We start from the raw sequence: 12,497 nt of genomic DNA, 5'->3' as shown, positions 1-12,497 counted from the left end.
CGCGCCCGATCGCCGACGCGCCGGCTGGATTTCCTCTGGCGTTCACCGGGCGAAGCTCCAGACTTTTCCCCCGTGACTCCGCCTCTCCGCCTTTCTCTTCTCACCCTCGCCGCCGCCCTCGTGGGCGTCCCGCTGGCCGGAGCGCAGATGTTGACGGATTCACCCTTTCTCCCTCCCGCTGGCGCCACACTCATCGCGCCGCCGCCGGAGACGTTGCAGTTGTCAGGCGTGATCGCCTCCGGTGAATCGGTTCTCGTCAACCTCACCGATTCGCAGACGAAGCGCAGCCTCTGGATCCCCGTCGGCAAAACTGTCGACGACATCGAAGTGCTTAGCTGCGATTTGAAGACCGACACCGTCGTCGTGCGCGCGAAAGGCCAGGTGAAAACACTGAAGCTGCGTACGGCCACCATCGTCACCGCGCCGGCGAGCGCGCCCCTCGCGCCCAGCGTCATCGCCAGCGGTCCCGACGGCGCGCCGGCGCCGTTGCTCACGCAAGCCGAGCAGGAACGCGAAGCGCGCATGCTCGTGAGCGACCTGCTCGAGATCGGCTTGCAGCAGCGCAAGGCCTACGAAGAAGCCCAGCGCAAAGCCGCCGCCGCCAAAGCCGCAAAGTAGCCGGAATTTCGCCTTTCTCCCCACCGGGCGGAATGCTTTGCTGCTGCGAATGAAGCTCTTGGTCACCGGCGCCGCCGGCTTCGTCGGTTGCACTCTCGCGTCGGCGTTGGCCCACCGCGGCGACACCGTTTGCGGGCTCGATAACTTTTGCCGCGCCGGCAGCGAGACCAACCGCGACGCCCTGCGGTCCGCGGGCGTGAAGCTGGTCCATGGCGACTTGCGCAACGCGAGCGATCTTGAGGCGCTCGGCCCCGTTGACTGGGTCATCGACGCCGCCGCCAACCCCAGCGTGCTCGCCGGGATCGACGGCCGCAGCAGTTCGCGCCAAGTCGTGGAGCATAATCTCGGCGGCACCGTCAACCTGCTGGAATTCTGCAAAACGCATCGCGCCGGCTTCATCCTCCTGAGCACGAGCCGCGTTTACTCCATCGCTCCGCTCGCCCAGCTCGCCGTCGAGCCCGTCCACGATGCCTTTCGTCCCCGCCATGACGCGACTCTGCCCGCCGGTCTGACGTCCGCCGGTGTGGCTGAAACGTTTTCCACGCAAGCCCCCGTGTCGCTTTACGGTGCCACGAAACTCGCCAGCGAAGCACTCGCTCTGGAATACGGCGCCGCCTTCGACCTGCCTGTCTTTATCAACCGTTGCGGCGTGCTCGCCGGGGCCGGCCAGTTCGGGCGCGCCGATCAAGGCATCTTCGCGTTTTGGATTAACAGCTACCTGCGTCGCCGCACGTTGCGTTACATAGGGTTCGGCGGCCAAGGCTGGCAAGTGCGCGACTGCCTCCACCCGCGCGACCTCATCCCGGCACTCGTCCAACAATTTTCCTCGCCCGCGCTGCCCACCGAGGAGCGCGTGGCGAATTTTTCCGGCGGCGTGTCCAGCGCGACCTCGCTGCGCCAGTTGAGCGCGTGGTGCGAGGAGCGTTTCGGAGCGCATCCCGTCGCTGCGGATCTGGCGCCCCGCCCCTTCGATTTGCCGTGGGTCGTGCTCGACCATGCCCAAGCGACGCGCCGGTGGAACTGGCGGCCGCAGACCTCCGCGGCCGAGATTTTCGCCGAGATCGCCGCGCATGCGGAGGCGCATCCGGCTTGGCTCGACCTCTCCTCTCATTCCTGATCTGCGCCGCATGCCCTCTGCTGCCTCCCTGCCGCTGAACCTGTTCAGCATCGTGATTCCGGCCCACGATGAGGAAGAGTCGCTTCCGCCGACCCTGCGCGAACTCTATGCGGAACTGCAGCGCGCGGGCGTGCCGCACGAGATCGTCGTCGTTGACGATGCGAGCCGCGACCGCACGTGGGCGGTTCTCCAGGAGATGCGCGCTGAGATTCCGACTTTGGCCCCCACCCAGAACACCGGCCTGCACGGCTACGGCCGGGCCGTCGTGTGGGGCTTGGATCACAGTCGCGGTGACGCCGTGGTCATCATGATGGCCGATGCTTCCGACTCGCCGGTCGACGCGGTGAAATACTGGCAACTGCTCAACGAAGGCTTCGACTGCGCGTTTGGCAGCCGCTTCATCGCCGGCTCGCGCGTGATCGATTATCCGCGGCTGAAACTCTACATCAACCGCCTCGCCAACCTGCTCGTTCGCATCGCGTTTCGCCTCCGCCTGAACGACACGACCAACGCCTTCAAAGCTTATCGCCGCACGGTGATCGACGGCTGTCGCCCCTTCCTGTCGCCGCATTTCAATCTCACGGTCGAACTGCCGCTGAAGGCGATCGTGCGCGGCTTCAATTACACGATCACGCCCATCTCCTGGCAAAATCGCAAATACGGCGAGGCCAAGCTCAAGATCAAGGAAATGGGCAGCCGCTATTTCTTCATCTGCGCCTACGTCTGGCTCGAGAAATATTTCAGCCGTGGTGACTACCGGCGCCATTGATAAGGGATCCTTTCTCCGCGCGCTCTCGGGCCGGCCCGGTTTGTCATAATCAAACTCGCCTGAACAGGTGCTTGCATGCCGCCCCTCCGCGGGCTTTAGCTCGGGACCGTTTGTCTCCAATTTGCCTATGAAAACCACGACCTCCCCCGCTACGTTTCCGAAGGCCGAGATCGGCCGCGAAATGAAGGGCGCCGACGCTGTTGTCGAGTGCCTCATCCGCGAGGGCGTCGACGTCGTCTTCGCCTATCCCGGTGGCGCCTCGCAGGAGCTGCACCAGTCGCTCGCCCGCACCGACAAGATTCGGGTCATCCTCCCGCGCCACGAACAAGGCGGCTCGTTTGCGGCCGAAGGTTACGCCCGCGCGACCGGCAAAGTCGGCGTGTGCATGGCGACCAGCGGTCCCGGAGCCACGAACCTCGTGTCGGCCATCGCCGATGCGTTCATGGATTCCATTCCGCTCGTGTCGATCACCGGCCAGGTTTTCCAAAAATTCATCGGCAAGAGCGCCTTCCAGGAAACGGATTTCTACGGGATGACGCTCCCGATCGTGAAGCACTCGTATCTGATCACCGACGTGCGCGAGCTGCCGCGCATCTTCAAGGAGGCGTTCGAAATCGCCCGCAGCGGCCGGCCCGGACCGGTCGTCATCGATATCCCGAAGGATGTGCAGCAAGCGAAGTTTCAACCCGTGTTTCCGGGCGTCGTGGAGTTTCGAAATCCTTACATCAACCTCCAACACCACGCCAGCGACGAAGAGTTGAAGGACGTGCTCGCGCTCATCGCGCACGCCCAGCGCCCGGTGATCTACGCGGGCGGCGGCATCATCTCGGCGGATGGTCATGCCGAACTGCGCGCCTTTGCCGAACGCACCAACATTCCCGTGGCCACCACGTTGATGGGGGTCGGCGCTTTCCCCGAAACGCATCCCCTGTCGATGCAATGGTTCGGCATGCACGGATCAGCCTACGGCAACTGGGCCGTCGATCAGTGCGACCTCCTCCTGTGCTTCGCCGCGCGTTTCGACGATCGCATCACGGGCGACACGAAGACCTTCGCGCCCGAAGCCCGCATCGTCCACATCGACATCGACGCGTCTGAGCACAACAAGAACAAGCGCGTCCAATGGCCGATCGTGAGCGACATCAAGTATGCGCTCGCCCGCATGAACGAGCTGATGGCCGCCGCCAAGTTCACGGCGCCCGACACTCAGGCCTGGCACGCTCAAATCGCCACCTGGAAGCGCGACCATCCCTTCAGCTTTGAAGAGAGCCCGCACATCGTCCCGCAAGAAGCGATTAAAGCGCTCTATGAACTCACCAAGGGTGACGCCATCATCGCCACCGGCGTGGGCCAGCACCAGATGTGGGCCGCGCAGTTCTATCGTTTCGATGAACCGCGCCGCTACCTCAGCTCGCTGGGCCTCGGCGCGATGGGCTTCGGTTATCCCGCCGCCCTCGGCGCGAAAGTCGGCTGCCCGGACAAGCAAGTCATCGACATCGACGGCGACGGCTCCTTCGCGATGAACATCCAGGAGCTCGCGACCGCCAAAATCGAAAAAATCGCCGCCAAGGCGATGATCCTGAACAACCAGCATCTCGGCATGGTGGTGCAGTGGGAAGATCGCTTCTACGGCAGCGTGCGCGGCAACACCATCCTCGGCGACGAGACCAACGTCGGCAGCCCGGATAACCCCGACGCGCTCTACCCCAACTTCGTGAAAATCGCCGAAGGCTACGGCGTAAAAGGCCGGCGGGTGATCAAAAAGAGCGAATTGAAAGAGGCCATCCAGGAGATGCTCGATCACGATGGCCCCTATGTCCTCGACGTGGTCGTGCCCTACACCGAGCACGTGCTGCCGATGATTCCCGCCGGGAAAAGCGTGAAGGAAATGCTCCTCAAGTAACCCGGCGCCCGTCGCCCCTGCCCTTCGCCGGGCCGCTCACCGCGGCCCGGCTTTTTTGCGCAAAAAAGCGGCGTCGCCCGCGAAGGCAACGCCGCTGGAAGAGAGCAACCGTCCGCTCGCCCGATCAGTTCGTGGGGACCGAATGGATCGTTTTGATGATCCGACCAGCGACGAGATACGGATCCGCCGCCGAGTTGGGACGGCGATCTTCGAGGTACCCCTTGTAGCCCGAGTTGACGAAACTGTGCGGCACGCGGATCGAGGCACCGCGATCGGCGAGCCCGTAGGTGAATTTGTCGATCGACTGCGTCTCGTGCAGACCGGTGAGACGGAGATGATTCTCCGGCCCGTAAACCGCAATGTGCTCGTCCATATGCTTGCTGAACGCAGCCATGAGTTTTTCGAAGTAAGCCTTCCCGCCGACCTCGCGCAGGTGCTTCGTGGAGAAGTTGGCGTGCATGCCGGAACCGTTCCAATCGAGCGGCGTGTCAAACGCGCCGCGGATCGGCTTGCAGCGCCATTCCACGTCAATCCCGTAGCTCTCGCACAAGCGCATCATGATGTAGCGCGCCACCCACATCTCGTCGGCGGCGCTCTTCGAGCCCTTGCCAAAGATCTGGAACTCCCACTGCCCTTTCGCGACCTCAGCATTGACGCCTTCGATGTTAATGTTCGCCGCCAGGCAGATATCGATGTGCTTCTCGACGATTTCGCGCGCGACGCAGCCCACGCTCGAGTAACCGACGCCCGTGTAATACGGCCCTTGCGGCGCCGGGTAGCCGTTCTCCGGAAATCCGAGCGGGCGCCCGTCCTGGTAGAAAAAGTATTCCTGCTCGAAACCGAACCACGTGTCGGGATCCTCCGCGACCGTCGCCCGCGCGTTCGACGGATGCGGCGAACCGTCCGGCAGCAACACCTCCGACATCACGAGAAACGCGTTCGTGCGGGTGCAATCGCGGAACAAGCCCACCGGCTTCAGCAAGCAATCGCTGCTCTTGCCTTCGGCCTGTTTGGTCGAGCTGCCGTCAAAACCCCACATCGGGAGATCGGCAAGCGTCAGCGAGGCGACGTCGCCATCGATGATCTTCGTTTTGCTGCGCAGGCCGGCGAGCGGCGTGTAGCCGTCGAGCCAGATGTATTCCAGTTTGATTTTCGACATGAGGAGCGGAGGAGGAGTTGTATTGGGAGGGTTTCGCCATCCTCGTCGAGCCGCAAAACAGCCCGACTGAAAACGACACTCACCCACGCCCCAAATCAGCAGCTCGCATGCCAACGTCTTCGGCTTTTTTCGCGCTCTGGCCATCTCCTGAAGTTGCCTGCCGCCTTCTCCAAATCTCGCGCTTGCCCGTCTTCTGCGGGCCCTTCACAACCACCCCTCTTACATGCAAGACGTGAAGGATACGCGCCGCGCCTTGGTCCGCATCGGCTACGATGGCCGCGTGCACAAGACGTTTCGCGGCCATCTGGCCAAGGAACGTTTTGCGCACGAGGTGCGCGTTCTGCGCCACCTCGAAGCCCGCGGCTGCGACTACGTCCCGCGGTTGCTCGAGGTTGATCCCGACGCCTTGAAAATCGTCACCACCAACTGCGGCCAGCGCGTGGACCATCTCGCTCCCGAGCGGCAAAAAGAGTTGTTCGCCGACTTGGAGAACTACGGCGTCCGCCATGAAGATCCCGAATTGCGCAATATCACCTACCGCATCAGCGACGGCCGTTTCTGCCTGATTGACCTGGAGTTCGCCACCCTCCTCGAAGGAGAAGAACCGCGCTCGCTCAAACCGACCGATTTATCCGCATGAGCACCATGCCCGCCGAGGCCGATTCCCCTCCGCCGCCCGTCATCCTCCGCTGGTCCGGCATCACCCATCGCGGTAAAGTGCGGCCCAACAACGAAGACTCTTTCCTCGCCCTCGCTTTCGACGGCCACGAGGTGCGTTACCTCGGCAAAACCGGAGAAGCCTCTCTCACCGGCGCCGACTTTGTCTTCGCCGTCAGCGACGGGATGGGCGGCGCCAAATCAGGCGAATTCGCCAGCCGCATCACCGTCGAAAAGACGTCCCACCTTCTGCCCCGCGCCTTCCGCCTCACGGCCCTCGGCATGAAAACCCCGTTCGCCGACGTCCTCTCGGAGCTCTTCGGCACGATCCATCAATCCCTGATCAGCCTGGGCGCGAGCTACGAAGAATGCAGCGGCATGGGGACCACGCTGAGCCTGTGCTGGGTCACGCCCGGTTGGATCTACTTCGGCCATATCGGCGACAGTCGCATCTACCGCCTCTCGCACACCGGTGAACTCAAGCAGCTCACGCAGGATCATTCGCACGTTGGCTGGTTGCGGCGCAACGGCCGCCTCAACGAGCGCGAAGCGCGCACCCATCCGATGCGCAACGCCCTCAACCAAGCCCTCGGTGCCGGCCATCAATTCGTCGACCCGCAAATTGGCGCCGTGGACTACGCTCCCGGCGACCGTTTCCTGATCTGCTCCGACGGCTTGACCGACGGCCTGTGGGATCGGCACTTGCAAGAAATGCTCGCTGGTCCCCTTCCCCCGGGTCGCACCCTGGCCCAACATCTCGTCGATGAATCACTCGAACGCTCGGGCCGGGACAACACCACCGCTGTCGTCGTTGAAATCATCGCCGGCGAACCCGCCCCGGCAACCGTAGCCGCCGGCTGATGCTGCTCTTCGTCTATGGCACATTGAAGCGCGGCGGCGCCAACCATGGGTTGCTCGCCCAGCAACGATTCATCGGCGAAGCCCGCACCGTCCGCGGCTTCACGCTCTTTGCCCTCGACGGCTACCCTGGCCTCATCGCCGCCCCCCACGCCGCTGGCGTGACCGGTGAGGTTTGGGATGTGAACGCGCCGCAAAGCCTGGTCCTCGACGAATTCGAAGGCGTGGCGGAAGGACTTTACGCCCGTGAGCTTATCGCCTTGGCGCCACCGTTTGAAAGCGCGTCGGTGGAAACGTATTACTACCTCCGCAACGTCGAAGGGCGCCGACCGCTGGGCGACACGTGGCGCGGTTAGCCGTCAGCCTCGCTTCAAAGCTGACTCCGGCACGCGTTGCACGCTGACGAAGCGGGCGCGAAACAACTCGTCCAGCACGGCACGCACTTCCACGGGCACACGCTGCACCAGCTCGTCCAAACCAGGCAGCGGTTCGCGGCTCGCATTATCAGTGGGCTGCGCGGGCGTCACCGCCTCGCCGCGTGCGCTGGCTTCGGCCAAAAACGCCGACTCCACCGATTCGTCAGGCCAGTTCGGCGGCTCATCGTCCCCGCTTCCCGTCGTCGCGGTCTCGGGTTGCGCGACTGGTGGGCGACGCCCCGCCACCTCGGCGGCTTCCTCGTCTGCCGCCACGATTGCAACCACGGCCGCGCCACCCGCGGTTTCGGCGCTGCTCAGAAGCGCGGCCGTGAGCCGCTCCTCAAGCCGGCCGATCAGGCCTTTTTTTTTTCGTCGCCCGCGCTCGGTGACTCGTCCGCCAGCGCGGAAAGCTCCTTGATCAAGCTGTCGATCGCTCGCGCGCGACTCGCCTCCACGGCTTTGAGCAGCGTGACTTCGAAATTGATCTTTTCTGCGAGCCCGAGCTTCACGTCGCCCTCGCCTTCGCGCAATCCGTCGAGCAGCCGGGTCATTTGCTCGGTCGTCATGAGGACGCCGAGTTTCCCGGTCCGTCCGCCTTGCGCGATCGCATCAATCAACGCATCACGCACCAGCGCCTGCAGATCGGCGAGCAAGCGCACCAAGTCGCGCCCGTTGCGGTCGCACTCGTCGATAATCGCCACCAATTTCTGGTGATCTCCGGCCGCCACTGCCGCGGCAAGTTCGGCCACCTTTTCTGCGGCGACGAGGCCATAGACATCGAGCACGTCGGCCTCGCCGATTTCGTTGCCACAAAACGAAATCATCTGATCGAAAATCGACTGCGCATCGCGCATGCCGCCATCCGCCATGCGGGCGATCGATTGCAGCGCGGCGTCGCTCGCCTTGATGCCTTCGGCCGCACCGATTTTCTTCAGCCGTTCCACGATGAGGGCCGGCGGAATGGGCTTTAGATCGAAGCGCTGGCACCGCGAGACAATCGTGGGCAGCACCTTCTGCGGATCGGTCGTGGCGAACACGAACTTCACGTGCTCCGGCGGCTCTTCCAGCGTCTTCAGCAGGGCATTGAACGCCTGGGCCGAGAGCATGTGCACTTCGTCGATGATGTAGACTTTGTATTTTCCCTGCGCCGGCGCGTATTGCACGGTATCGCGCAGATCGCGCACCTGATCGACGCCGTTGTTCGAAGCGCCATCGATCTCCATCACGTCGAGATGCGAACCGTCGGCGATCGCCAGACAGGCCGGATCGTTCGGGTCGAAATCGGCGTTGGGGCCGCCCGTGCAGTTGAGGGCTTTCGCGAAAATGCGCGCGGTCGAGGTTTTCCCCGTGCCCCGCGGCCCGACGAAGAGGTAGGCGTGCGCAATCCGGTTGCGCGCGATGGCATTCTTCAACGTGCGCACCACATGGTCCTGCCCGACGACATCGTCAAAGGTCTGCGGACGCCACTTGCGCGCGATGACTTGGTAACTCGAGGAAGACACTGCTGGTAGCTAAAACGCCAATCCGCCAAAGCGAAAATCAAATTCCAAAATAAAAGTGGCCAGGCACCCTGCGGCACAAGGAGGACGTCGTTACCGTTGCTGCCTTCCGGCCCTGGCGGAGTTCACGCGCCTGCCCTTGCACAGGACCTGGCCGGCGCGAACCATGCGCGGCGTCTGCCGCTGCGCAAGCGCTATTTCAGGACTCCGGAGGCGGCGCTGGCGGCGACTCGCCCGCGCCTTTGGACGGCCGTCCCTCGCCGCGACCTTCGCGGGGCTTGCGCGTATTCAGTCGGCGCCGGAACCGCTCCTGCAACTCCTCAAGTTTGGTCCGTTGATCCGGCGACAACACGGCCGAAACTTCAGCCTGCATGCGCTCCATCACCGCGGTGCCGTTGCGAAACGATTCGCTGCGCAACTTCCGCATCTCGTCATCGCCACGCAGCAGAATCGGCCGGATTTTCTCCTGCTGCTCCGGCGTCAAATTCAATTCCGTCGTCCAGCGGTCCAGCAGTTGCTTCGCGATGTGGCCACGCTCCATGGCGTGCCAGCCGCCGCTGCCTCGCGAATACCGCAAGGCCACCACTCCGCCGCAGAGCGCCCCCGCGGCAAAAATCCCGAGGCATGCCACAAATACCTGCCAGCGTTTGTTCATGAGCCGGAGGATAGGTCGAGCACGGCGGACACCGGATCAGCGTTGAGCACCGTGTCTTCAATCGGCTGCTGCTGCGTGAGACTTTGAAAGTTGACCGCGAGAAATCCGAGCGCGAGCGCCGCCGCCACGCCGAAAGCGCGCCAGGAAAGCTGCGTGAACAACGAGGTCGACGCCACCGGCATGTCCGCAAAAGCGCGGGCGACCACCCGCGTGGCAAAACCATACGGCATCGCCTCGTCGCGCGCGATGGGCGCCCGACGGGCCGCGGCAGTCAGGCGCCACCAAGGCTGGAGTGGATCAGGCCGGTTCATGCACGTTCCTTTTGTTGGAGGGTTTGAAACAGTTTTTGCAATTTCCGTCGCGCACGAAATGCGCGGACTTTCACGAGCGGTTGATTCCAGCCCGTGAGCTGGCTGATTTCCGCGATCGTCTTCTGTTCCAGATCGAGGAGCTGGATCACCTGGCGATCTTCGGGTTTGAGCTGGTCGAGGAGTTTGTGGAGCAGTTCTTGCGTGGCGAGCGCCTCGCCTGGCCGCACGTCGCGGTCGTCGGTGAGCACGTTGTCCAGCACCTCGGCCTCGCCTTCCGACAAATCGGCCCAACGAAATTCCGGGCGGCGCTTCTGCGCCCGCAGGTGGTCGATGCAAGTCGTCACCGCAATCCGCGAAACCCAGTGCGGAAATGGCACGTTGCCCTGATATTGCTCGAGGCGGGTGAACATTTTCATGAACACCTCCTGCGCGAGATCCTCCTCGGGGACGCGCCGGGGCAGATGCGCCCGCACGATGCGAATGACCAGCGGATAAAGGTGCTCCACCAATTCGCGGGCCGCGAGCTGGTCGCGTTGGCGCACCTTCGCCAGGCATCCTGGCAAATCGAAAGGTGGTTCATCCGCCATGCCGACATGGAGAGCAGTCCATACACATCACGCAAGACGAGTCGCACACTCGCAAGTTACAGGGACGGCGCGCTTGACACCGGCCGCGTGCACGCGCTTTGTGCGGCCAATTCATGTCTTTTCAGGACGCAGGACTTCGACTTACTTGAACGCACGATCGCGATGCCGCGTAGCGGCTGGTCGTGCGTGTCCCAGTCCGTTTTTCCGCCGCCGGTTCCGGCGGCGTTTGGTAGTTTCCCTTCCCGCTGTTTCACGTCAATTTCTCCTCGTCCATGAAGTCTTCCCCCGTTTCCAAGTATCGCCCGTTCCCCTCCGTCAACCTGCCCGAGCGGCAATGGCCCAACCGCACGCTCGAGCGTGCGCCGACCTGGTGCAGTGTGGATCTCCGCGACGGCAACCAAGCCCTCGCCCAGCCGATGAACGTGGCGGAAAAAATCGAGTTCTTCGAGTTGCTGGTGGCGATCGGGTTCAAGGAAATCGAAGTCGGCTTTCCTTCGGCCTCGCAAATTGAGTTCGATTTCATCCGCCGGCTGATCGACGAGAATCGGATTCCGGCGGACGTCTCCATCCAGATCCTCTGCCAGTGCCGGGAGGACTTGATCACACGGAGCCTCGAAGCCCTCCAAGGCGCCAAGAACGTCATTTTCCACCTCTACAACTCCACGTCGCCCGCGCAGCGCCGCTACGTGTTCAACGCGGAACGCGCCGACATCGTCAAAATCGCCACGCACGCCGTCGCCTTTTTGAAGGAGCATGCCCGCCCGCTCATCGCCGCCGGCACGCGCGTGCGCTTGGAGTATTCGCCCGAGAGCTTCACCAGCACCGAGTTGGATTTTTCGCTGGAAATCTGCGAGGCGGTGACCGACGTCTGGCAGCCCAGCGCGGAGAATAAGATCATCCTCAATCTTCCCGCCACCGTCGAGTATGCCACGCCCAACGTGCACGCCGACCAGATCGAATGGATGTGCACGCACCTCACGCGGCGCGATCTCACGGTCGTTTCGCTCCATACGCACAACGACCGCGGCACCGGCGTCGCCGCCACGGAGCTCGCCTTGCTCGCCGGCGCCGACCGCGTCGAAGGCACGCTCTTCGGCAACGGCGAACGCACCGGCAACCTCGATATCGTGATCGTCGCCCTCAATCTCTTGACCCACGGCATCGATCCCGGCCTCGACTTCAGCGACCTCAATCACATTCGCGAAACCTACGAACGGTGCACGCGCATGGACGTTCCCGCCCGCCAGCCCTACGCCGGAGAACTCGTCTTCACCGCCTTCAGCGGCTCCCACCAGGACGCCATCAAGAAGTCCTGGGAAAAACAGCAACCCGACGCCCCGTGGGACGTGCTCTATATTCCGCTCGACCCCGCCGACATCGGCCGGAGTTACAAGGCCATCATCCGCATCAATTCCCAGTCCGGCAAAGGAGGCGTCGCCTACATTCTCGAAAAGGAATTCGGTCTCGTGCTCCCCAAGGCGATGCACAAGGAGATCGGCAAACTCGTCAACGACCTCGCCGACAACCTGAAGACCGAGCTCACTCCCGAGCAGATTCACGAAGCCTTTCTCGACGAATACATCCGCCGCGCCGCGCCTCTCGCCTTGGGCGAATTCCTCGCTCTCGCGCGCGGTCACGAAGTCACTTGCCAGGCCGAACTGTTCTGGAATGGCGAACGCCGTCTCATCAGCGGCGTCGGCAACGGCCCGGTCGCCGCCTTCGTACACGCCCTCGGCACCGCCGACCTGCCGCCCTTCAAACTCCTCAGCTACACGCAGCACTCGCTCGAACAGGGCGAAGAGTCGCGCGCCGTTTCCTACGTCGAAGTAAAAACGGCCGACGGCCGCAACTGCTTCGGCGCCGGCATCGACGAAAACATCGAACGCGCGCCCCTCAAAGCCCTCGTCAGCGCGCTCAACCGCACGCTCGCCTCCAAATCCTGATTGCG

At 63.2% G+C, this 12,497-nt stretch carries 14 protein-coding genes and 1 other RNA gene; 8 read left to right on the top strand and 7 right to left on the bottom strand.

The window, feature by feature from the left end:
- The first annotated feature begins 72 nt into the window (after positions 1-72).
- From K0B96_RS04550 to ilvB, 4 genes are all read left to right on the top strand, one after another.
- Positions 73-618, top strand: coding sequence for a hypothetical protein (locus tag K0B96_RS04550; RefSeq protein ID WP_220164320.1), 546 nt, complete (start codon positions 73-75; stop codon positions 616-618).
- Between the two features lie 49 nt (positions 619-667).
- Positions 668-1,735 (top strand): NAD-dependent epimerase/dehydratase family protein, encoded by a 1,068-nt coding sequence (locus K0B96_RS04545; RefSeq protein ID WP_220164318.1) that lies wholly within the window; start codon positions 668-670, stop codon positions 1,733-1,735.
- A 10-nt stretch (positions 1,736-1,745) separates the two neighbouring features.
- The gene (locus K0B96_RS04540; RefSeq protein ID WP_220164316.1) at positions 1,746-2,504 is read left to right on the top strand and encodes a glycosyltransferase family 2 protein; all 759 of its coding nucleotides are present in this window, start codon (positions 1,746-1,748) and stop codon (positions 2,502-2,504) included.
- 127 nt (positions 2,505-2,631) lie between these two features.
- Positions 2,632-4,407: a biosynthetic-type acetolactate synthase large subunit gene (ilvB, locus tag K0B96_RS04535; protein WP_220164314.1), complete on the top strand. Its 1,776-nt coding sequence runs from the start codon at positions 2,632-2,634 to the stop codon at positions 4,405-4,407.
- 124 nt (positions 4,408-4,531) lie between these two features.
- On the opposite strand, the gene K0B96_RS04530 is transcribed toward ilvB, so the two are convergent.
- Complete coding sequence (locus K0B96_RS04530) at positions 4,532-5,566, bottom strand: glutamine synthetase beta-grasp domain-containing protein (RefSeq protein WP_220164312.1); 1,035 nt, start codon at positions 5,564-5,566, stop codon at positions 4,532-4,534.
- A gap of 223 nt (positions 5,567-5,789) precedes the next feature.
- On the opposite strand from K0B96_RS04530, the gene K0B96_RS04525 reads away from it, so the two are divergent.
- From K0B96_RS04525 to K0B96_RS04515, 3 genes are read left to right on the top strand one after another with little or no spacing between them, the layout of a single operon-like run.
- Positions 5,790-6,206 carry a BUD32 family EKC/KEOPS complex subunit gene (locus K0B96_RS04525; RefSeq protein WP_220164310.1) on the top strand — a complete coding sequence of 139 codons (417 nt, stop codon included), beginning with the start codon at positions 5,790-5,792 and terminating at the stop codon, positions 6,204-6,206.
- On the top strand, positions 6,203-7,084 hold the full coding sequence (locus K0B96_RS04520) for a PP2C family protein-serine/threonine phosphatase (protein WP_220164308.1): 882 nt from the start codon (positions 6,203-6,205) through the stop codon (positions 7,082-7,084). Before K0B96_RS04525 ends, K0B96_RS04520 begins: the two co-directional genes overlap by 4 nt.
- Positions 7,084-7,437 carry a gamma-glutamylcyclotransferase family protein gene (locus tag K0B96_RS04515; protein ID WP_220164306.1) on the top strand — a complete coding sequence of 118 codons (354 nt, stop codon included), beginning with the start codon at positions 7,084-7,086 and terminating at the stop codon, positions 7,435-7,437. The genes K0B96_RS04520 and K0B96_RS04515 overlap by 1 nt, the downstream gene beginning before the upstream one ends.
- Positions 7,438-7,440: 3 nt before the next feature.
- On the opposite strand, the gene K0B96_RS17330 is transcribed toward K0B96_RS04515, so the two are convergent.
- The 6 genes from K0B96_RS17330 to K0B96_RS04485 all read right to left on the bottom strand — a co-directional run bounded on the left by K0B96_RS17330 (position 7,441) and on the right by K0B96_RS04485 (position 10,549).
- Positions 7,441-7,782, bottom strand: a complete 342-nt coding sequence (locus K0B96_RS17330) for a hypothetical protein (RefSeq protein WP_255558846.1) — start codon at positions 7,780-7,782, stop codon at positions 7,441-7,443.
- A gap of 68 nt (positions 7,783-7,850) precedes the next feature.
- Positions 7,851-8,999, bottom strand: a complete 1,149-nt coding sequence (gene dnaX, locus K0B96_RS04505; protein WP_220164304.1) for a DNA polymerase III subunit gamma/tau — start codon at positions 8,997-8,999, stop codon at positions 7,851-7,853.
- Positions 9,000-9,053: 54 nt separating this feature from the next.
- Positions 9,054-9,152, bottom strand: an RNA gene (gene ffs, locus K0B96_RS04500) — signal recognition particle sRNA small type.
- 43 nt (positions 9,153-9,195) lie between these two features.
- Positions 9,196-9,651 (bottom strand): hypothetical protein, encoded by a 456-nt coding sequence (locus K0B96_RS04495; RefSeq protein ID WP_220164302.1) that lies wholly within the window; start codon positions 9,649-9,651, stop codon positions 9,196-9,198.
- On the bottom strand, positions 9,648-9,962 hold the full coding sequence (locus K0B96_RS04490) for a hypothetical protein (protein WP_220164300.1): 315 nt from the start codon (positions 9,960-9,962) through the stop codon (positions 9,648-9,650). Before K0B96_RS04490 ends, K0B96_RS04495 begins: the two co-directional genes overlap by 4 nt.
- Positions 9,959-10,549, bottom strand: coding sequence for an RNA polymerase sigma factor (locus tag K0B96_RS04485; RefSeq protein WP_220164298.1), 591 nt, complete (start codon positions 10,547-10,549; stop codon positions 9,959-9,961). The genes K0B96_RS04490 and K0B96_RS04485 overlap by 4 nt, the downstream gene beginning before the upstream one ends.
- Before the next feature lie 272 nt (positions 10,550-10,821).
- Here K0B96_RS04485 and leuA point away from each other — a divergent pair, with 272 nt between their 5' ends.
- Positions 10,822-12,492: a 2-isopropylmalate synthase gene (gene leuA, locus K0B96_RS04480; RefSeq protein ID WP_220164296.1), complete on the top strand. Its 1,671-nt coding sequence runs from the start codon at positions 10,822-10,824 to the stop codon at positions 12,490-12,492.
- Positions 12,493-12,497: the final 5 nt, after the last annotated feature.

The organism is Horticoccus luteus (assembly GCF_019464535.1).
Lineage (GTDB): Bacteria > Verrucomicrobiota > Verrucomicrobiia > Opitutales > Opitutaceae > Horticoccus > Horticoccus luteus.
Note: the sequence above shows the minus strand (reverse complement) of the source record. Positions and strands in the feature narration are given on the sequence as shown.

Coding starts and splice junctions, on each gene's coding strand:
- K0B96_RS04545 (WP_220164318.1), top strand. CDS start 668: ATGAAGCTCTTGGTCACCGGCGCCGCCGGCTTCGTCGGTTGCACTCTC.
- K0B96_RS04540 (WP_220164316.1), top strand. CDS start 1,746: ATGCCCTCTGCTGCCTCCCTGCCGCTGAACCTGTTCAGCATCGTGATT.
- ilvB (WP_220164314.1), top strand. CDS start 2,632: ATGAAAACCACGACCTCCCCCGCTACGTTTCCGAAGGCCGAGATCGGC.
- K0B96_RS04530 (WP_220164312.1), bottom strand. CDS start 5,566: ATGTCGAAAATCAAACTGGAATACATCTGGCTCGACGGCTACACGCCG.
- K0B96_RS04525 (WP_220164310.1), top strand. CDS start 5,790: ATGCAAGACGTGAAGGATACGCGCCGCGCCTTGGTCCGCATCGGCTAC.
- K0B96_RS04520 (WP_220164308.1), top strand. CDS start 6,203: ATGAGCACCATGCCCGCCGAGGCCGATTCCCCTCCGCCGCCCGTCATC.
- K0B96_RS04515 (WP_220164306.1), top strand. CDS start 7,084: ATGCTGCTCTTCGTCTATGGCACATTGAAGCGCGGCGGCGCCAACCAT.
- K0B96_RS04495 (WP_220164302.1), bottom strand. CDS start 9,651: ATGAACAAACGCTGGCAGGTATTTGTGGCATGCCTCGGGATTTTTGCC.
- K0B96_RS04490 (WP_220164300.1), bottom strand. CDS start 9,962: ATGAACCGGCCTGATCCACTCCAGCCTTGGTGGCGCCTGACTGCCGCG.
- K0B96_RS04485 (WP_220164298.1), bottom strand. CDS start 10,549: ATGGCGGATGAACCACCTTTCGATTTGCCAGGATGCCTGGCGAAGGTG.
- leuA (WP_220164296.1), top strand. CDS start 10,822: ATGAAGTCTTCCCCCGTTTCCAAGTATCGCCCGTTCCCCTCCGTCAAC.